19 protein-coding genes and 1 pseudogene are annotated in these 19158 nt (G+C 49.5%); 12 read left to right on the forward strand and 8 right to left on the reverse strand.

The features are described 5' to 3' along the window. The first annotated feature begins 266 nt into the window (after nt 1-266). On the forward strand, nt 267-884 hold the full coding sequence (tdk, locus tag ABIE10_RS01740; RefSeq protein WP_019076935.1) for a thymidine kinase: 618 nt from the start codon (nt 267-269) through the stop codon (nt 882-884). Between the two features lie 238 nt (nt 885-1122). On the opposite strand, the gene adhE is transcribed toward tdk, so the two are convergent. Then, nucleotides 1123-3801, reverse strand: a complete 2679-nt coding sequence (gene adhE / locus ABIE10_RS01745; protein WP_016153272.1) for a bifunctional acetaldehyde-CoA/alcohol dehydrogenase — start codon at nt 3799-3801, stop codon at nt 1123-1125. 487 nt (nt 3802-4288) lie between these two features. Here adhE and ychE point away from each other — a divergent pair, with 487 nt between their 5' ends. The 7 genes from ychE (at nt 4289) to ABIE10_RS01780 (ending at nt 12214) form a co-directional block, all read left to right on the forward strand. Further along, nucleotides 4289-4936 (forward strand): NAAT family transporter YchE, encoded by a 648-nt coding sequence (gene ychE, locus ABIE10_RS01750; RefSeq protein WP_003020714.1) that lies wholly within the window; start codon nt 4289-4291, stop codon nt 4934-4936. A 772-nt stretch (nt 4937-5708) separates the two neighbouring features. After that, entirely contained in the window at nt 5709-7340 is a 1632-nt protein-coding gene (gene oppA / locus ABIE10_RS01755) for an oligopeptide ABC transporter substrate-binding protein OppA (RefSeq protein ID WP_016153271.1), read from the forward strand. Nucleotides 7341-7461: 121 nt separating this feature from the next. Further along, entirely contained in the window at nt 7462-8382 is a 921-nt protein-coding gene (gene oppB / locus ABIE10_RS01760; RefSeq protein ID WP_003020708.1) for an oligopeptide ABC transporter permease OppB, read from the forward strand. Between the two features lie 14 nt (nt 8383-8396). Continuing rightward, nucleotides 8397-9305, forward strand: coding sequence for an oligopeptide ABC transporter permease OppC (gene oppC, locus ABIE10_RS01765; protein ID WP_003020701.1), 909 nt, complete (start codon nt 8397-8399; stop codon nt 9303-9305). Between the two features lie 11 nt (nt 9306-9316). Next, nucleotides 9317-10330, forward strand: coding sequence for a murein tripeptide/oligopeptide ABC transporter ATP-binding protein OppD (oppD, locus tag ABIE10_RS01770; RefSeq protein ID WP_003833364.1), 1014 nt, complete (start codon nt 9317-9319; stop codon nt 10328-10330). After that, a complete protein-coding gene (gene oppF / locus ABIE10_RS01775; RefSeq protein WP_016156729.1) occupies nt 10327-11331 on the forward strand; it encodes a murein tripeptide/oligopeptide ABC transporter ATP-binding protein OppF in 1005 nt (334 codons plus the stop codon). Before oppD ends, oppF begins: the two co-directional genes overlap by 4 nt. Before the next feature lie 46 nt (nt 11332-11377). Continuing rightward, entirely contained in the window at nt 11378-12214 is an 837-nt protein-coding gene (locus ABIE10_RS01780; protein ID WP_049269434.1) for an ion transporter, read from the forward strand. A 36-nt stretch (nt 12215-12250) separates the two neighbouring features. Here the strand turns inward: ABIE10_RS01780 and ABIE10_RS01785 are convergent, their stop codons facing one another. Together ABIE10_RS01785 and cls are read right to left on the reverse strand one after the other, a co-directional pair. Continuing rightward, a complete protein-coding gene (locus ABIE10_RS01785) occupies nt 12251-12580 on the reverse strand; it encodes an HI1450 family dsDNA-mimic protein (protein ID WP_003020691.1) in 330 nt (109 codons plus the stop codon). 34 nt (nt 12581-12614) lie between these two features. Then, nucleotides 12615-14075: a cardiolipin synthase gene (gene cls, locus ABIE10_RS01790; RefSeq protein WP_016156727.1), complete on the reverse strand. Its 1461-nt coding sequence runs from the start codon at nt 14073-14075 to the stop codon at nt 12615-12617. 142 nt (nt 14076-14217) lie between these two features. On the opposite strand from cls, the gene ABIE10_RS01795 reads away from it, so the two are divergent. Continuing rightward, nucleotides 14218-14391: a YciY family protein gene (locus tag ABIE10_RS01795; protein ID WP_016153268.1), complete on the forward strand. Its 174-nt coding sequence runs from the start codon at nt 14218-14220 to the stop codon at nt 14389-14391. 51 nt (nt 14392-14442) lie between these two features. Here the strand turns inward: ABIE10_RS01795 and ABIE10_RS01800 are convergent, their stop codons facing one another. Then, on the reverse strand, nt 14443-14739 hold the full coding sequence (locus ABIE10_RS01800; protein ID WP_003020675.1) for a YciI family protein: 297 nt from the start codon (nt 14737-14739) through the stop codon (nt 14443-14445). A 224-nt stretch (nt 14740-14963) separates the two neighbouring features. Between ABIE10_RS01800 and tonB the strand changes: the two genes are divergently transcribed. Further along, nucleotides 14964-15680, forward strand: coding sequence for a TonB system transport protein TonB (gene tonB / locus ABIE10_RS01805; protein WP_429155469.1), 717 nt, complete (start codon nt 14964-14966; stop codon nt 15678-15680). A 75-nt stretch (nt 15681-15755) separates the two neighbouring features. Here tonB and yciA read toward each other — a convergent pair whose 3' ends face one another. The 4 genes and pseudogenes from yciA to ABIE10_RS01825 all read right to left on the reverse strand — a co-directional run. Further along, the gene (gene yciA, locus ABIE10_RS01810; protein WP_016153266.1) at nt 15756-16157 is read right to left on the reverse strand and encodes an acyl-CoA thioester hydrolase YciA; all 402 of its coding nucleotides are present in this window, start codon (nt 16155-16157) and stop codon (nt 15756-15758) included. 165 nt (nt 16158-16322) lie between these two features. Further along, nucleotides 16323-16862, reverse strand: a complete 540-nt coding sequence (locus ABIE10_RS01815) for a septation protein A (protein ID WP_016153265.1) — start codon at nt 16860-16862, stop codon at nt 16323-16325. Nucleotides 16863-16916: 54 nt separating this feature from the next. After that, a complete protein-coding gene (locus ABIE10_RS01820; protein WP_016153264.1) occupies nt 16917-17660 on the reverse strand; it encodes a YciC family protein in 744 nt (247 codons plus the stop codon). Nucleotides 17661-17688: 28 nt separating this feature from the next. Further along, nucleotides 17689-17775, reverse strand: a pseudogene (locus ABIE10_RS01825) (YkgJ family cysteine cluster protein); the annotation flags it as partial. A gap of 283 nt (nt 17776-18058) precedes the next feature. Here ABIE10_RS01825 and ompW point away from each other — a divergent pair. Both ompW and ABIE10_RS01835 read left to right on the forward strand, forming a co-directional pair. Next, nucleotides 18059-18712 (forward strand): outer membrane protein OmpW, encoded by a 654-nt coding sequence (gene ompW, locus ABIE10_RS01830; RefSeq protein ID WP_200079987.1) that lies wholly within the window; start codon nt 18059-18061, stop codon nt 18710-18712. A gap of 132 nt (nt 18713-18844) precedes the next feature. Further along, nucleotides 18845-19120: a hypothetical protein gene (locus ABIE10_RS01835; RefSeq protein WP_016153262.1), complete on the forward strand. Its 276-nt coding sequence runs from the start codon at nt 18845-18847 to the stop codon at nt 19118-19120. The last annotated feature ends 38 nt before the right edge of the window (nt 19121-19158 follow it).

Below are 19158 nucleotides of genomic sequence, written 5' to 3' on the forward strand. Positions count from 1 at the left end.
CCGTAAGAAGATAAGAGGTATGGATAAATTTCATGAGCACTATTTGTGAAAGAGTGTGTATATACCCGTCCAGTTTCAGGCTGCCTGGGCTATGACTGGAGTGTACTAGCGCTCCCATGTCACTTAAAGGATCGGTTATTTAGGCGACACTGAGCGAGTCTGAACGCCTATTTATACGCCTATGCAGGCAACGCTACACCGACACGTTCGTGAAATATGCTACAATCCTGCCCATATTTATTTCCCCGGGTGAGGGCCTACGGTCAATGGCACAGCTATATTTTTACTATTCTGCAATGAATGCCGGTAAGTCGACTGCATTGCTGCAATCTTCGTACAATTATCAGGAACGTGGGATGCGTGCCGTGGTATATACAGCGGAAATTGATGACCGCTTTGGTGCCGGAAAAGTAAGTTCACGTATAGGTCTGTCGTCACCTGCAAAATTGTTTAACCAAAATTCATCATTGTTCGAAGAGATTCGGGCTGAGAATGAGCAGCAAAGAATTCACTGTGTACTGGTTGATGAGTCGCAGTTTCTGACTCGACAGCAGGTTTATGAATTATCTGAAGTTGTCGATCAGCTGGATATTCCCGTGTTGTGCTACGGCTTGCGTACCGATTTTCGTGGTGAGTTATTTGGCGGCAGCGAATACCTGTTGGCGTGGTCAGATAAACTGGTTGAATTAAAAACCATTTGTTTCTGTGGGCGTAAGGCCAGCATGGTGTTGCGTCTTGATCAGGCAGGACGACCTTATAACGAGGGCGAACAGGTGGTGATTGGCGGGAACGAACGCTATGTATCGGTATGCCGTAAGCATTATAAGCAAGCACAGTCTGAGGGCTCTCTGACGGCGATACAAGAACGACACAACCACGACTAACTCTACGCGCTTCTGGGCGCTTATTAGCACAGGGTAGGCTGCGACATTCGCTAATGTTCGCTACCCTGTCAGACACTCTCCTGACGCTATTCTCGCATCCTCCTAAGCATCCTTTTACAGGTCCATCCTTTACACGTCGCTGAATTGGTCATGTATCGATTCTGATAACGAAAGATGTAAAAAAAAACGGCCCCAATTTGGGACCGTTTATGGTGAAACTAAAACTTATCTGGATGAATTAAGCGGATTTCTTCGCTTTTTTCTCAGCTTTCGGCGCTGCTACTGCTTCAGTCTTAACGGCGGTTTGATCTTCGCTGTATTCACGACCGTAGTAGGTATCCATCAGGATCTGTTTCAGTTCAGAAATCAGCGGGTAACGCGGGTTAGCACCAGTACACTGGTCATCAAACGCATCTTCAGACAGTTTGTCCACGTGTGCCAGGAAGTCAGCTTCCTGAACGCCAGCTTCACGGATAGACTTAGGAATACCCAGTTCAGCTTTGATTTCGTCAAGCCAGCCCAGCAGTTTCTGGATTTTTGCAGCAGTACGGTCGCCCGGTGCGCTCAGACCCAGATGGTCTGCGATTTCAGCGTAGCGACGACGAGCCTGCGGACGGTCGTACTGGCTGAATGCAGTCTGTTTAGTCGGGTTGTCGTTCGCGTTATAACGAATAACGTTGCTGATCAGCAGGGCGTTCGCCAGACCGTGAGGAATGTGGAACTGAGAACCCAGCTTGTGCGCCATTGAGTGACATACACCCAGGAAGGCGTTAGCAAATGCAATACCGGCGATGGTTGCTGCACTGTGTACACGCTCACGCGCTACCGGGTTCTTAGAACCTTCGTGGTAGGACGCTGGCAGGTTTTCTTTCAGCAGTTTCAGCGCTTGCAGAGCCTGACCGTCGGAGAACTCAGAAGCCAGCACGGATACGTAAGCTTCCAGGGCGTGAGTAACGGCATCCAGACCACCGAACGCACACAGGGACTTAGGCATATCCATCACCAGGTTGGCGTCAACAATCGCCATATCCGGAGTCAGCGCATAGTCTGCCAGCGGGTATTTCTGACCAGTTGCATCGTCAGTAACAACCGCAAACGGAGTAACTTCAGAACCGGTACCGGAAGTGGTGGTGACGGCAACCATCTTCGCTTTTACGCCCATTTTCGGGAACTTGTAGATACGTTTACGGATGTCCATAAAGCGCAGTGCCAGTTCTTCGAAGTGGGTTTCTGGGTGTTCGTACATAACCCACATGATTTTCGCGGCGTCCATCGGGGAACCGCCACCCAGCGCGATGATCACGTCTGGTTTAAAGGAGTTAGCCAGCTCAGCACCTTTGCGTACAACGGTCAGAGTTGGGTCAGCTTCAACTTCAAAGAACACTTCGGTTTCAACGCCAGCAGCTTTCAGCACGGAGGTGATCTGGTCAGCATAGCCATTGTTAAACAGGAAGCGGTCGGTCACGATCAGCGCACGTTTGTGACCATCGGTAATCACTTCATCCAGTGCGATTGGCAGAGAGCCACGACGGAAGTAGATAGATTTCGGAAGTTTGTGCCACAACATGTTTTCAGCTCGCTTAGCAACGGTTTTCTTGTTGATCAGGTGCTTAGGACCAACGTTTTCAGAGATGGAGTTACCACCCCAGGAACCACAACCCAGAGTCAGGGAAGGCGCGAGTTTAAAGTTGTACAGGTCACCGATACCACCCTGAGAAGCTGGGGTGTTAATCAGGATACGTGCGGTTTTCATCATCTGACCGAAGTAAGCAACACGTTCTGGCTGGTTGTCCTGGTCGGTGTACAGGCAAGAGGTATGACCGATACCACCCATCGCAACCAGTTTTTCAGCTTTAATAACGGCGTCTTCGAAGTCTTTCGCACGGTACATTGCCAGCGTAGGAGACAATTTTTCGTGAGCGAACGGTTCGCTTTCGTCAACAACTGTCACTTCACCGATCAGAATCTTAGTGGTTTCTGGTACGGAGAAGCCTGCCAGTTCAGCAATTTTGTATGCCGGCTGACCAACGATAGCCGCGTTCAGCGCGCCATTTTTCAGGATGACGTCCTGAACGGCTTTCAGCTCTTTGCCTTGCAGCATGTAGCCACCGTGAGTCGCGAAACGCTCACGTACTGCGTCGTATACAGAGTCAACAACGACAACGGACTGTTCAGAAGCACAAATTACGCCGTTATCGAAGGTTTTAGACATCAGAACAGATGCAACAGCACGTTTGATATCAGCGGTTTCATCGATAACCACAGGGGTGTTACCTGCGCCTACACCGATTGCCGGTTTACCGGAGCTGTATGCTGCTTTAACCATGCCTGGACCACCGGTCGCAAGGATCAGGTTGATGTCCGGGTGGTGCATCAGCGCGTTTGACAGTTCTACGGAAGGCTGATCGATCCAGCCGATCAGATCTTTCGGTGCGCCAGCAGCAATTGCTGCCTGCAGAACGATATCAGCAGCTTTGTTAGTGGCATCTTTAGCACGCGGATGCGGAGAGAAGATGATGGCGTTACGCGTCTTCAGGCTGATCAGTGATTTGAAGATTGCAGTAGAAGTCGGGTTAGTGGTTGGAACGATACCGCAGATGATACCAATCGGTTCAGCGATGGTAATGGTACCGAAAGTGTGGTCTTCAGCCAGCACACCACAGGTTTTTTCGTCTTTATATGCGTTATAAATGTATTCGGAAGCAAAGTGGTTTTTAATCACTTTATCTTCGACGATGCCCATGCCAGATTCGGCAACGGCCATTTTCGCGAGAGGGATTCGAGCGTCTGCGGCAGCCAGAGCGGCGGCACGGAAGATTTTGTCAACCTGTTCTTGAGTGAAACTGGCATATTCACGCTGGGCTTTTTTTACGCGCTCTACAAGTGCGTTAAGTTCAGCGACATTAGTAACAGCCATAATGCTCTCCTGATAATGTTAAACTTTTTTAGTAAATCATCTGCTCGATACGAGAGTATAGACAGATCGACGAAAATTTGTGTAACGTTTTGAAAATCAAACGGTTAATTAACGTCCACTTTACCTTGATTTACTAAAAGAGCTTATACGCTAGCGCCACTTAATTCTAACGCGCTACCTCCAGGTGGCGTAAGCAAGATTACTCACTTCTGAGTAGTAATTGCGTGATCTGGATCAAGATTTCGCAAAGCTGACACCTTTCAGCAGGCCCTTTTAGCGTTTATCGGTAAGTGTTAATGAATTGATGGGGTGAATGCTATTAACATTAGCATATTTAATACATATTAATAACACCAAGTATTGGAAGTGTATTTACGTAGATATACACAGATAGAAGGTGAAGTATGCTGACAAAAGGCGTATCTTCAGCGCGGATTTTATCAATTTTTATGACTCATTTTATCCGGCTAACGCTTCGGAGCTAACCGTGATCCAAACGCTATTTGATTTTCCTGTCTATTTTAAATTTTTCATTGGGTTATTCGCATTGGTTAACCCGGTCGGGATCATCCCAGTCTTTATCAGTATGACCAGCTATCAAACGGCTGCTGCGCGAAATAAAACCAACCTTACGGCAAACCTGTCGGTTGCCATCATCCTGTGGACCTCGCTGTTCCTTGGTGACGGTATTCTGCAGCTCTTCGGTATCTCGATAGATTCGTTCAGGATTGCCGGCGGCATTCTGGTGGTGACTATCGCAATGTCGATGATTAGCGGAAAACTGGGCGAAGATAAGCAAAACAAACAGGAAAAATCAGAAACAGCAATCCGCGAAAGTATCGGCGTAGTGCCGCTGGCATTGCCGTTAATGGCGGGGCCGGGGGCGATAAGCTCAACTATTGTTTGGGGTACGCGCTATCACAGTGCGATTAACCTGTTTGGTTTTTTTGTGGCGATTGCGTTGTTTGCCCTGTGCTGTTGGGGACTGTTCCGCATGGCACCGTGGCTGGTACGGCTGCTGGGCCAAACCGGTATCAACGTCATTACGCGTATTATGGGGTTGTTGTTAATGGCCTTAGGGATTGAATTCATTGTGACTGGAATAAAGTCCATTTTCCCCGGTTTGCTTGCCTGATATTCCTCTTCGGCATCAACGGAGTCTCTTTCGGCTCCGTTTCCTTTCGTTATTAGTAAAACTTCTCACTAAAGTTGAAAATCAGCTTAGAAATATAAAAAACTCTGATGGCTATTCATTAATTTATTCATTGATTTTATGGATATAACCCTCAGTAGGCCACCAGAGGGATCCCGATGTCACTGTTATTTTATTAACATCATACTCTGGGGCTTGCTGAAGGATTATCGAAATGTTATTAGTTATTTCAGCGTTTTTTTTAGATGAATGTGCTAATTAATAACCAATTGTTAAATTTATGTGTATTTTGGCGTGGTGTTGACTCAGGTCCGGGGGTTTAACACTGCGCGGGATGCAATATAATGATTTTTATCGTTTTATTGTCACAGTCTTTCATTCGTAAGACTTTTTTAGTGAGATTTATTTCCAATAAAAGAGAATTGGTTAACAAATTTGTAAAATGTATTGGCGGTTAAGAAACGCATTTGATACTTTCCGGCCAGGTATTATGCAGAAGAATTCACGTTGATGAGAATCATTTTCAATTAGTTTCTCTCAACAGGGTAATAACGTGTTTCCGGCAGGGGAGGCACGTAGATAATCGACGCAAGGCGGTCATACGAATCGCCAGAAATAAATAAAGTCGGTGATAGCAAGCAGTAAAACAAGAAACTACCTGACGGCAGAAAATCTCCGGTGCCGTACAGGGATCCTGACAGGATTAACAGTCTGGTTAAAAAACCAGCCATAATAATGAGGGAGTACAAACACAATGACTAACATCACTAAAAAAAGTTTAGTAGCTGCGGGGATCCTAACTGCGCTAATCGCTGGGAATGTTGCTACGGCGGCAGTTGTGCCAGCAGGTGTGCAGCTTGCTGAAAAGCAGACTCTCGTGCGTAATAACGGTTCGGAAGTTCAGTCACTCGATCCACATAAAATCGAAGGTGTACCTGAATCCAATATCAACCGTGACCTGTTTGAAGGTTTATTAATCAGCGATGTCGATGGCAAACCATCGCCTGGCGTAGCTGAAAAGTGGGAAAATAAAGACTTTAAGGTGTGGACATTCCATCTGCGTAAAGACGCTAAATGGTCTGACGGCACGCCTGTTACCGCGCAAGATTTCGTGTATAGCTGGCAACGCCTGGCTAATCCAAATACCGCGTCACCGTACGCCAGTTATTTACAGTACGGTCACATTGTCAATATTGACGATATTATCGCCGGCAAAAAGCCGATCACCGATCTCGGTGTCAAAGCTCTCGACGATCATACATTTGAAGTCACCCTGAGCGAGCCTGTTCCTTATTTCTACAAATTGCTTGTGCACTCATCCGTTTCTCCGGTTCCTAAAGCAGCGGTTGAAAAATACGGTGAGAAATGGACCCAGCCCGCTAACATCGTTACCAACGGCGCCTATAAGCTGAAAGACTGGGTGGTCAACGAGCGCATTGTACTTGAGCGTAACACCAACTACTGGGACAACGCCAAAACGGTTATTAACCAGGTTACCTACCTGCCAATTTCTTCTGAAGTGACTGACGTTAACCGCTATCGCAGCGGCGAAATCGACATGACCTATAACAACATGCCGATCGAGTTATTCCAGAAACTGAAAAAAGAGATCCCGAACGAAGTTCACGTTGACCCGTATCTGTGCACCTATTATTACGAAATCAACAACCAGAAAGCACCGTTCAACGATGTTCGTGTTCGTACCGCCCTGAAACTGGCGTTGGATCGTGACATTATCGTTAACAAAGTTAAAAACCAGGGGGACCTGCCGGCGTATAGCTTTACCCCTCCTTACACCGATGGCGCGAAACTGGTTGAACCTGAGTGGTTCAAATGGTCTCAGGAAAAACGTAATGAAGAAGCGAAAAAACTGCTGGCTGAAGCCGGGTATACCGCTGAAAAACCGTTGACCTTTGACCTGCTGTATAACACCTCAGATCTGCATAAAAAGCTGGCCATCGCTGCGGCATCTATCTGGAAGAAAAATCTGGGCGCCAACGTGAAGCTGGAAAACCAGGAATGGAAAACATTCCTCGATACGCGCCATCAGGGTAACTATGATGTTTCGCGTGCAGGCTGGTGTGCGGATTACAACGAACCAACATCCTTCCTGAATATGGTGCTGTCTGACAGCTCCAACAACACCGTCCACTATAAGAGCCCGGCGTTTGATAAGCTGATTGCGGATACGCTGAAAGTGACTGATGAAGCGCAGCGCAGCGAACTGTATTCGAAAGCTGAACAGCAGCTGGATAAAGATTCTGCGATTGTACCGGTTTATTACTATGTTAACGCCCGCCTGGTAAAACCATGGGTTGGCGGATACTCCGGTAAAGACCCGATGGATAATATCCACGTTAAAGACTTGTATATTATCAAGCATTAATGGCAAGACGTGGGGCAATCATTTTGCCCCACAGTGTCTTTTTTCTTCGAACTATTAACACCGCTTTACCTGAACGTCGGGGTAGAAGAGGTGTAAAGGCACACGCCAGAAGGTACGGGCAATGTTAAAATTTATATTACGTCGCTGTCTGGAAGCGATTCCGACGCTGTTTATACTTATTACGATTTCATTCTTTATGATGCGCCTTGCGCCGGGAAGCCCATTCACCGGGGAACGCGCGTTACCGCCAGAGGTACTGGCTAATATCGAAGCGAAATATCATCTTAACGATCCTATCTCGACGCAGTACTTCAGCTACCTCAAGCAGCTGGCACATGGCGATTTTGGGCCATCTTTTAAATATAAAGACTATACGGTAAACGACCTCGTGGCCTCGAGCTTTCCGGTTTCTGCGAAGCTGGGAGCTGCGGCCTTTATTCTGGCGGTCCTCGTTGGCGTTAGCGCTGGGGTAATAGCCGCACTGAAACAAAATACGCGCTGGGACTACACGGTGATGGGGGTGGCAATGACCGGGGTGGTTATCCCCAGTTTCGTGGTCGCTCCCTTATTGGTCATGATATTTGCCATAACCTTGAAATGGCTGCCCGGAGGCGGCTGGAATGGCGGGGCGTTGAAATTTATGATCCTGCCGATGGTGGCCTTGTCACTGGCTTATATCGCCAGTATCGCCCGTATTACCCGCGGTTCGATGATTGAAGTGCTGCACTCTAACTTTATTCGTACCGCGCGCGCTAAAGGGTTGCCGATGCGGCGGATTATTTTCCGCCATGCGTTAAAACCTGCGCTGTTGCCTGTGCTGTCCTATATGGGACCAGCATTTGTCGGCATTATTACCGGTTCGATGGTTATTGAAACCATCTATGGTTTGCCGGGCATTGGCCAGCTGTTCGTCAATGGCGCGTTAAACCGCGACTATTCGCTGGTCCTGAGCCTCACCATACTGGTAGGCACGCTGACCATCGTGTTTAACGCGATTGTCGACGTGCTGTATGCCGTTATCGACCCGAAAATTCGTTACTGATACTGGAGCTCGCTATGATGTTAAGTAAGAAAAACAGCGAAGCGCTGGAGAATTTCAGTGAAAAGCTGGAGGTCGAGGGCCGCAGTCTGTGGCAGGACGCGCGTCGACGCTTTATGCATAACCGCGCGGCGGTAGCAAGCCTGGTCGTGCTGGTGATTATTGCGCTGTTTGTGACGCTGGCGCCGATGCTGTCGCAGTTTACCTACTTCGATACCGACTGGGGTATGATGTCCAGCGCGCCGGATACAGAATCTGGACACTATTTCGGCACCGACTCGTCAGGTCGAGACCTGCTGGTTCGTGTGGCGATTGGCGGTCGCATCTCGTTGATGGTCGGCATTGCCGCGGCGTTGGTCGCGGTAGTTGTCGGCACGCTATACGGTTCTCTGTCGGGCTACCTCGGCGGTAAAATCGACTCGGTGATGATGCGTCTGCTGGAAATCCTCAACTCCTTCCCGTTCATGTTCTTCGTGATTCTGCTGGTCACCTTCTTTGGGCAAAATATCCTGCTGATTTTTGTCGCTATTGGGATGGTATCCTGGCTGGATATGGCGCGTATCGTGCGTGGGCAAACGCTGAGTCTTAAGCGCAAAGAGTTTATTGAAGCAGCGCAAGTGGGTGGGGTATCTACCGTGCGCATCGTTATCCGTCATATTGTGCCGAACGTGCTGGGCGTGGTGGTGGTGTACGCTTCGTTGCTGGTGCCCAGCATGATCCTGTTTGAATCCTTCCTGAGCTTTTTGGGATTAGGGACGCAGGAGCCGTTAAGTAGCTGGGGGGCGTTGCTGAGTGATGGTGCCAACTCGATGGAAGTCTCACCATGGCTGCTGCTGTTCCCGGCAGGATTCCTGGTGGTCACTTTGTTCTGTTTTAACTTTATTGGCGATGGCCTGCGTGATGCCCTCGACCCGAAAGACCGTTAAGGAGTGCAGCCATGAGCGTAATTGAAACCTCAACCGCGCCGCTCGCGCAACAACAGGCTAACGCACTGCTGAACGTTAAAGATCTGCGCGTGACGTTTGCCACCCCCGACGGCGATGTGACTGCGGTAAACGATTTAAACTTTTCTCTGCGAGCTGGAGAAACGCTGGGTATTGTTGGGGAATCCGGTTCAGGTAAATCGCAAACGGCCTTTGCCCTGATGGGCCTGCTGGCGGCAAATGGCCGTATCGGAGGATCTGCAACTTTCAACGGACGTGAAATTCTGAATTTACCGGAACGTGAGTTGAACAAACTGCGCGCCGAGCAAATCTCGATGATTTTCCAGGACCCGATGACCTCTCTCAATCCGTACATGCGAGTCGGCGAGCAGTTGATGGAAGTTCTCATGCTGCATAAAGGCATGAGCAAAGCGGAAGCCTTTGAAGAATCGGTCAGAATGCTGGATGCGGTGAAAATGCCGGAAGCGCGTAAGCGTATGAAAATGTATCCGCATGAATTCTCCGGCGGGATGCGTCAGCGCGTGATGATCGCCATGGCGCTGTTGTGCAGGCCTAAATTACTGATAGCCGATGAGCCGACTACCGCGCTCGATGTTACGGTACAGGCGCAAATCATGACCCTGCTGAATGAACTGAAAAGCGAATTCAACACTGCGATTATCATGATCACCCATGATCTGGGAGTAGTTGCCGGTATTTGCGATAAAGTTTTGGTGATGTACGCCGGACGCACCATGGAATATGGCAGCGCGCGGGATGTCTTTTATAAGCCCGTGCATCCGTATTCGATTGGTTTGCTGAATGCCGTACCTCGTCTGGATGCCGAAGGGGAAGAGATGCTGACTATCCCGGGCAACCCGCCGAACCTGTTGCGTCTACCAAAAGGCTGTCCATTCCAGCCGCGTTGCCCGCATGCGATGGAAATCTGTAGCAGTGCTCCGCCACTGGAAGAGTTTAGTCCGGGCCGCCTGCGCGCCTGCTTTAAACCGGTGGAGGAACTGGTATGAATGCGGTCACCGAACAACGAAAAGTGCTCCTTGAAATTGCCGATCTTAAAGTCCATTTCGACATTAAAGACGGCAAGCAGTGGTTCTGGCAGCCGTCTAAAACCCTGAAAGCGGTTGATGGCGTGACTCTGCGACTGTATGAAGGTGAAACCCTGGGCGTGGTCGGCGAATCAGGCTGTGGAAAATCGACTTTTGCCCGTGCGATTATTGGCCTGGTGAAAGCCACCGATGGAAAAGTCGCCTGGCTGGGTAAAGATTTACTGGGCATGAAACCCGATGAGTGGCGGGAAGTGCGTAGCGATATTCAGATGATTTTCCAGGATCCGCTGGCATCACTGAATCCGCGCATGACCATCGGTGAAATCATTGCCGAACCGCTGCGGACTTATCATCCGAACCTGTCTGGTCAGGAAGTCCGCGACCGTGTGAAGGCGATGATGATGAAGGTGGGGTTGCTGCCAAATCTGATTAACCGCTACCCGCATGAATTTTCAGGCGGTCAGTGTCAGCGTATTGGTATTGCCCGTGCGCTGATCCTCGAGCCGAAGCTGATTATTTGCGATGAACCGGTTTCGGCGCTGGACGTATCCATTCAGGCCCAGGTGGTGAACCTGTTACAACAGCTCCAGCGTGAAATGGGATTATCGTTAATCTTTATTGCTCACGACCTGGCGGTGGTGAAACATATCTCCGATCGCGTGCTGGTCATGTATCTCGGACACGCGGTGGAATTAGGGACTTATGATGAGGTGTACCATAATCCGCTGCACCCTTATACCAAAGCGTTGATGTCTGCAGTGCCGATTCCCGACCCGGATCAGGAAAGGAACAAGGTTATCCAGTTGCTGGAAGGCGAATTGCCGTCGCCGATTAATCCTCCTTCCGGCTGCGTGTTCCGTACGCGCTGCCCGATTGCCGGACCGGAATGCGCAAAAACCCGCCCGGTTCTCGAAGGAAGTTTCCGCCACGCAGTTTCCTGCCTGAAAGTAGACCCGCTATAATCCTGAGGGCTGACAAAGGTCAGCCCTTCTTTTTGGTGAGGTATATGTGTCAGGTTTAGTCTCTTCTGTCCGCCGCGCGCTCTATCGCAAATTATTCGATTTAAACACCCGTTCAGGGCGTCGCTTTGAAGGTATGTGCGCGCTGTTCGCCTTGCTCAGCGTTATTGTTATCTTCATTGAGTCCGGCGTCGGGACGCAATACCATTTAACCTTTGAGGAATGGCGCATTTTTGTCTGGCTGGAGATCTTTATTACTCTGGTCTTTACCCTCGAATATTTTCTTCGCTTATGCAGTTGGGCCAATCCCGCTAAATATGTGTTTAGCTTCTGGGGGATTATCGATCTGGCCACCATTCTACCGCTGTACGTGATGTGGCTATGGCCTGAAATCAGTTTGAGCTATGTCTTCGCCTGGCGAGCGATGCGTGTCCTGCGCGTCTTGCGTATTCTCAAGCTGCTGCGTTTTATGCCTTCTCTGCGAGTGTTCTGGAATGCGTTAAAAAGCGCCCGTCATCAACTGATGTTGTTCTATTCCTTTATTGCCATTCTGATGGTTGTTTTCGGCGCGATGATGTATCTGATAGAAGGGCCCAAATATGGCTTTACTACGCTGAATGCGTCTGTGTATTGGGCAATTGTTACGGTCACCACTGTCGGCTACGGTGACATTACACCGCACACGCCGTTGGGACGCATGGTGGCGTCAGTGCTTATCCTGATTGGATACTCTGTGATTGCGATACCGACCGGATTGATAACCACACACATGAGCAGTGCGTTCCAACAGCGAGGATATCAGCGTAGATGCCCGCAGTGTCAGCAGGCGCAGCATGAACATAGTGCGCAGTTTTGTAACCGCTGCGGAAGTAAACTGCCGGGATAAAAATGAAAAAAGCTGCGAGAGCAGCTTTTTTGTTTGTTACTCGCGCCAGAGAATATGGCAGAGTTTGTGATCTTTTTCGCGACATAATAAAACGCGCGCAAAAATATCGTTAATCTCGCCGTCTTCTGTATCTGCCAGACCAATCACTACTTCGGCAAAGAAGTCAGGGTTCAGGTCAAAATCAACATGCTCCTGCCAGTCTTCTGCCGGGTCGAATAACTCGGCACCACCGCGCTCTTCAAACTGTAAATTGAACAGAATGATGTCGGCTGGATCCAGGTTGTCCGCAGCCAGTTCGAGAAAAATATCGTAAGCCTGCTCAAGCGTTTCGTCTTCAGTCAGGCGATTGTTCAAATCCATATCCATAATGACTACCTGTTTACTGTCTGATGGGCACGTTTTACAGCAACGGACTAAAGAAGTAAAACAGTCGCTCAGCGATCCGCTGCCAGAGTGGTCGTTTTACCCACAAACGGGCATCAAGCAGACGAGAACGCGAAATATAATCATCCTGTACTGCCGCGAGATCGCCACCGAATCCGGCATCATCAATGACCAGCGTGATTTCAAAATTGAGCCACAGACTGCGCATATCCAGGTTAACGGTACCGACCAGGCTCAGCTCGCCATCGACCAGTACGCTCTTGGTGTGCAGTAAGCCACCTTCGAACTGATAGATTTTAACGCCAGCCGCCAGCAACTCAGTGAAAAAGGCCCGGCTTGCCCAGCCAACCAGCAGGGAATCATTCTTGCGTGGAAGAATAATACTGACGTCGACCCCGCGCTGCGCCGCTGTACAGATCGCGTGCAGCAGATCGTCGCTGGGAACGAAGTAGGGCGTGGTCATAATTAAATATTCACGCGCCGAATAAGCTGCGGTTAACAGCGCCTGATGAATCAAATCTTCAGGGAAACCAGGTCCCGAAGCGATTGTGTGAATGGTGTGGCCGCTGGCCTGCTCAAACGGCATGATATTGACGTCTGGCGGCGGGGGCAGAATGCGCTTGCCGGTCTCAATTTCCCAGTCGCAGGAATAGACAATGCCCATAGCGGTGGCTACCGGGCCTTCCATTCTCGCCATCAAATCCACCCATTGCCCGACGCCGGCATCTTGTTTGAAGAAACGGGGATCGACCATGTTCATGCTGCCGGTATAAGCAATATAGTTATCGATCATGATCATTTTGCGGTGCTGACGCAGGTCCATACGGCGTAAAAATACACGCATCAGGTTTACTTTCAGCGCTTCAACAACCTCGATACCCGCGTTACGCATCATCGCCGCCCATGGGCTGCGAAAGAACGCCACGCTACCCGCGGAGTCCAGCATCAGGCGACAGTGAATTCCACGCCTTGCGGCAGCCATTAATGACTCAGCGACCTGATCGGCCATACCGCCCGGTTGCCAGATGTAGAACACCATCTCGATGTTGTGACGCGCCAGTTGAATATCACGGATCAATGCCTGCATCACGTCCTCTGAACTGGTGAGCAACTGCAATTGATTCCCTTTAACGCCAGCGATTCCCTGACGACGCTCGCACAGCTTAAATAAGGATGACGCGACGCTGCTGTTTTCCTGCGCAAAAATATGCTTACAGGCTTTAAGATCGTTCAGCCACTTGGCCGTTGACGGCCACATTGCCCGGGCGCGTTCGGCGCGACGTTTACCCAGGTGGAGCTCACCGAAGGAAAGATAAGCAATGATCCCTACCAATGGCAGAATATAGATGATCAAAAGCCAGGCCATTGCGGAGGGCACTGCGCGTCGTTTCATTAGAATGCGTAATGTTACGCCAGCAATGAGTACCCAGTAACCCAGAATGACCAGCCAACTCACCACGGTGTAGAAGGTTGTCATAAATTTAAAAATCCTTTTGAAAGCGTATTGTTAAGAGTTTACGCATCAGGATTAATCTGGCAAATAAAAACACGGGAAAACCACTGGTCTGCATTCGGTGTGGCGTTATAATGGCCGCTCAGTGACTGAAAGAGTAGTAAACATGAAGCGTAGTAGAACGGAAGTGGGACGCTGGCGGATGCTGCGTCAGGCTAGCCGCCGTAAAGCACGTTGGCTTGAAGGACAATCGCGCCGTAATATGCGTATCCATACCATCAGAAAGTGTATTCTCAACCATCAACGTAACTCGTTGCTGTTTGCGATCCACAACATCTGATCTCAAAAGGGCACCGCTGGCGGTGCCCAATGTCTGCTTTTCGTTTTGTTTTTAAAATACTTTTTTGTACGGTTTTACTGAAACCTGCGCATAAACACCTGCCGCCACGTAGGGATCGGCTTCCGCCCACGCCTGCGCGGCTTCTAAAGATTCAAATTCTGCGATCACCGTTGAGCCGGTAAAGCCTGCGGCGCCCGGGTCGTTACTGTCAACCGCTGGCATGGGACCCGCCGTGAGCAAACGGCCTTCGTCATGAAGGAGTTGCAGACGAGCCAGATGAGCAGGGCGTACGGAAAGACGTTTTTCGAGAGAGTCTGCGATATCTTGAGCGTAAATAACGTACAGCACGGGTAGAGCTCCTTGAACGGTAAAAGGTCATATTTACGTTATTGGAAAGGCCTGGTAACTGCAACGGAAAGATAACTAATATGTTAAGGCCATACTTTGAAAATGGTTTTTTATCATAAAATCGCGTTTTAAATGCCAGTTAGCTTCACGGTCTTATTGAATATGATTGCTATTTGCATTTAAAATCAGGGCCTGGTTTTTTTACTGAAACGATTATGACTTCAATGACCCTTGATTTACCTCGTCGCTTTCCCTGGCCTACGTTACTTTCTGTCGGCATTCATGGTGCTGTAGTGGCAGGTTTGCTGTATACCTCGGTACATCAGGTTATTGAACTGCCTGCGCCAGCGCAGCCGATCTCCGTTACGATGGTTGCGCCTGCCGATCTTGAACCGCCTCAGGCCGTTCAGCCGCCGCCGGAACCTGTCGTCGAGCCTGAACCGGAGCCAGAACCGATCCCCGAACCGCCAAAAGAAGCGCCGGTAGTGATTGAGAAACCGAAGCCCAAGCCTAAACCGAAGCCAAAACCGGTGAAAAAGGTGGAAGAGCAGCCGAAGCGTGATCTTAAACCAGCAGAGCCTCGTCCGGCATCCCCGTTTGAAAATACGGCGCCTGCGCGTCCAACAACCAGTACCGCTCCGGCAACCACTAAACCGGCGGTGAGCGTACCATCGGGTCCGCGAGCCTTAAGTCGTAATCAGCCTCACTATCCGGCACGTGCACAGGCATTACGCATTGAAGGCCGTGTGAAGGTCAAATTTGACGTGACCTCGGATGGCCGGGTTGAAAATGTGGAAGTTCTGTCCGCACAGCCTGCGAATATGTTTGAGCGTGAAGTGAAAAATGCGATGCGCAGATGGCGTTATGAAGCCGGTAAGCCAGGTTCCGGGCTGGTGGTGAATATTGTTTTCCGCCTGAACGGCACAACACAGATCGAGTAAGCATCAGGCCGGATTTGGCGTTACGCCGCCAAATCCGGCAGAATGGTTGCCGGATGGCGATGCTTGGGCGTGCTATCAGGCCAGGGAGGGAATCGGCCGCGGTTTACCGTCTTTATCAACGGCAACGTAGATAAACAGGGCTTCGGTAGCTTTATAGCGCTGGCCGATAGGTTCTGAAGCGACTTTCTTCACCCAGACTTCAATATTAATGCTGATCGAGGTCGTCCCGCGTTTCACGCAGCGTGCGTAGCAACAAACCACATCGCCCACGGCAACCGGGCGCAAAAAGCTCATTCCTTCAACCCGCACCGTGACCACGCGACCATGTGCGATCTCTTTGGCCTGAATAGCGCCACCTATATCCATTTGTGACATCAGCCAGCCGCCAAAAATATCACCGTTTGCGTTGGTATCGGCAGGCATAGCCAGAGTGCGTAAAACCAGTTCGCCCTGGGGAGTGTTATTCGTTGTTGTCATTGTAGAACCGACTATAGAGAAAGATTACAGGCGCGATGCTACTAGAATTTACGCGCTGAGAACAGAGGGGATGCGGCCTGCGGGGTGGAAGTAAGCCAGGTTGATGGCAACAAGGAACGCGAAGGGATAAAAATTCGCCAGATCCGGAGATCTGGCGAGCATTTGTTACGATTTATCTTCCTGCGGAAGGTGGCGGTAAATATAGACTCCGCTCAGTAACGTAAATAGTAAAGTCAAGGCGGTCAGGCCGAACACTTTAAAGTTGACCCAAATATTCTGCGGTAGCCAAAACGCGATATAGATATTCGCCAGACCGCACAGGATAAAGAAGACGGCCCAGGCGAAGTTAAGTTTTGTCCAAACCGGCTGTGGCAAGCTCAGCTCTTTACCTAACATGCGCTGAATCAGCGGCTTTTTCATCACCCATTGGCTAACCAGCAGCGCACCGGCAAACAGCCCGTAAATCACCGTTACTTTCCACTTAATGAATTCATCATTGTGGAAGAAGATGGTCAGGCCACCGAACACGGCTACCAGAACAAAAGTGATCAATGCCATCTTCTCGACCTTGCGATAGCGGACCCAGCTGTAAATCAAAACCACAGCCGTCGCAACAATCAGCGCCGAGGTCGCCGCGTAGATGTCATAGAGCTTATAAAAAGCAAAAAAGACAACCAGCGGTAAAAAATCAAGAAACTGCTTCATTCTTCGATTCCGTCATCAAAAGCACCGGGTACAAGCCCGGAATGCGTTCAGGGTTTATTGGCGAATTAGCATGTACAGGCGGAACAAATAGATCAGCAATACGGCGGAGATCATATTGCTCAGCGTATTCGCCAATACCGCGCCTACATTTGGCGTAAGTACCGCAAAACTTGGCGCAAAAAGCAACAACAACGTTTTTGCCAACAGCCAACCGATCACTGCTGGTGCAACCAGGCGCATATTCGACCACGCCAGACGCATACTGTTGCGCATCGCGGCAAAGACACCCATTTTGTCCTGTACTAACATCACCGGTGCAAGTGCCAGCAGGATAGCCAGCAGAATACCGGGTACCACCACCAGCATAATACCGATTTGCACCAGCAGAGTAGTCAGAAAAATCAGAATAAACAGCTTCGGCAAAACCGGCGCGCTGGCACCGATGGCGCGTAACGCGCTGACCCGATGACCGGCTGAAATCAGCTGAATCATCAGGATAATACCTCCGGCGAGGATGGCATTACCAATCAGACCGGAAAACGTCGACGCCGCGGAAGCGCGTAGCAAAATTTGCTGTTGCTCCGGGGTCATGTTTTGCACCAGATCGAACAATCCCACGCTGCTGGTTAACTGATCGCCTTCACTGAGTTGCGCAATTTGTGCGTCGGTGGGAGAAAAGGCATGCCCTAACACCACTGTGATAAACGCGCACAACAACGATACCAGCAAGATGGTAATGAATTGATTACGGAAAAAGTTTCCCGTGTCACGGTAAACGGATTTCGCCGTGATAGACATGCACTCTCCTTGAGTTTCGCAGGTGTTCATTTGTGGGCAATTGTACCCTGGATAACTCTACAGTGGCAGCATCGCGCGGTGTATGGAAAAGCATATCTTTGTAAAGCCCCGGTAATTTTTGACTATGACATCAGCGTCATGCAAGAACGTTGGTTGTTCTCTGCGCATCACGAACAAATAACCATCGCTATTCTGCAACGGAGGTCAGGTACTTGCGTGGCGAAAATATATCAAAATTGATCTGAATTAGGTTAACCAGGATTTTGAATGCAAGTTCTAACTTAATCTGGATCAATAAATGTTAAATTATCAAAGTCAATGTGATCCAGGTTAGATCACTTATTACTCCAATGTGGGTATATTCGTTCCGCTTTTATAACCATAACGATGGAGCGGACATGAAAAAATTAACAGTTGCAGCAGTGGCTTTAACAACTCTTCTCTCTGGTAACGTATTTGCGCATGAGGCCGGAGAATTCTTTATTCGTGCAGGTTCTGCCACCGTCAGACCGACGGAAGGCGCGGGTGGTACGCTGGGAAGCCTGGGTGGCTTTGATGTCAGCAATAACACGCAGTTGGGTCTGACATTTACCTACATGGCAACCGACAATATCGGTGTTGAATTACTGGCAGCCACGCCGTTCCGCCATAAAATTGGCACTGCCACAACAGGTGATATTGCGACCGTTCACCATTTACCACCGACCTTAATGGCACAGTGGTATTTCGGCGATTCCAGCAGCAAACTGCGTCCTTACGTTGGTGTCGGTGTGAACTACACCACCTTCTTTGACGAAGGCTTTAACAATAACGGCAAAGAAACCGGTTTATCTGACCTGAGCCTGAAAGACTCCTGGGGTGCAGCAGGGCAAGTGGGTATGGACTATCTGATTAACCGCGACTGGCTGATTAACATGTCGGTCTGGTACATGGATATCGATACTACAGCGAAGTACAAATCTAATGGTGCTGTTCTGCCGCAAGCCCGTTATAGCGACAGCGTCCGCCTCGATCCGTGGGTGTTTATGTTCTCCGCGGGTTATCGCTTCTAAGTCCGTGATTAACATACTGAAAAGCTGATCGTTCCACGGTCAGCTTTTTTATTACCAGTTTATTTCTTCCTGCCTTTCTCCCCGTCGATGTAATGCTACTCTTTAAGCAAACTGGCTTTGAGGGCATTGACGATGATGTTGACTCGCCACCTGCTACAACAAAAAATCACACTTTTGGAACCATTCACCGGAGATGAAACGGCAGAGTTCGCCGTGAGTGCCGCGCGTGACTTATTGAATTTTATGGATAAAATTGAAGTACTGGAGAAACGCATTGCGACTCCGGTTAAACTACCTTATTGCAGCGCCAGTCCTGTTTGTGAGATCGAAGCGGGCTACGCTGCAGGCGTGAGCGATTGTCGTGAGGCCATTCGTCGGGCGGGGTATCCGATTGAGGGTGATGATTAGTTTGCATTTATGTTAACAAAAATGTGCTTTTATTGTAT

The organism is Citrobacter sp. 506, assembly GCF_050434985.1.
GTDB classification, from domain to species: Bacteria; Pseudomonadota; Gammaproteobacteria; order Enterobacterales; family Enterobacteriaceae; genus Citrobacter; species Citrobacter braakii.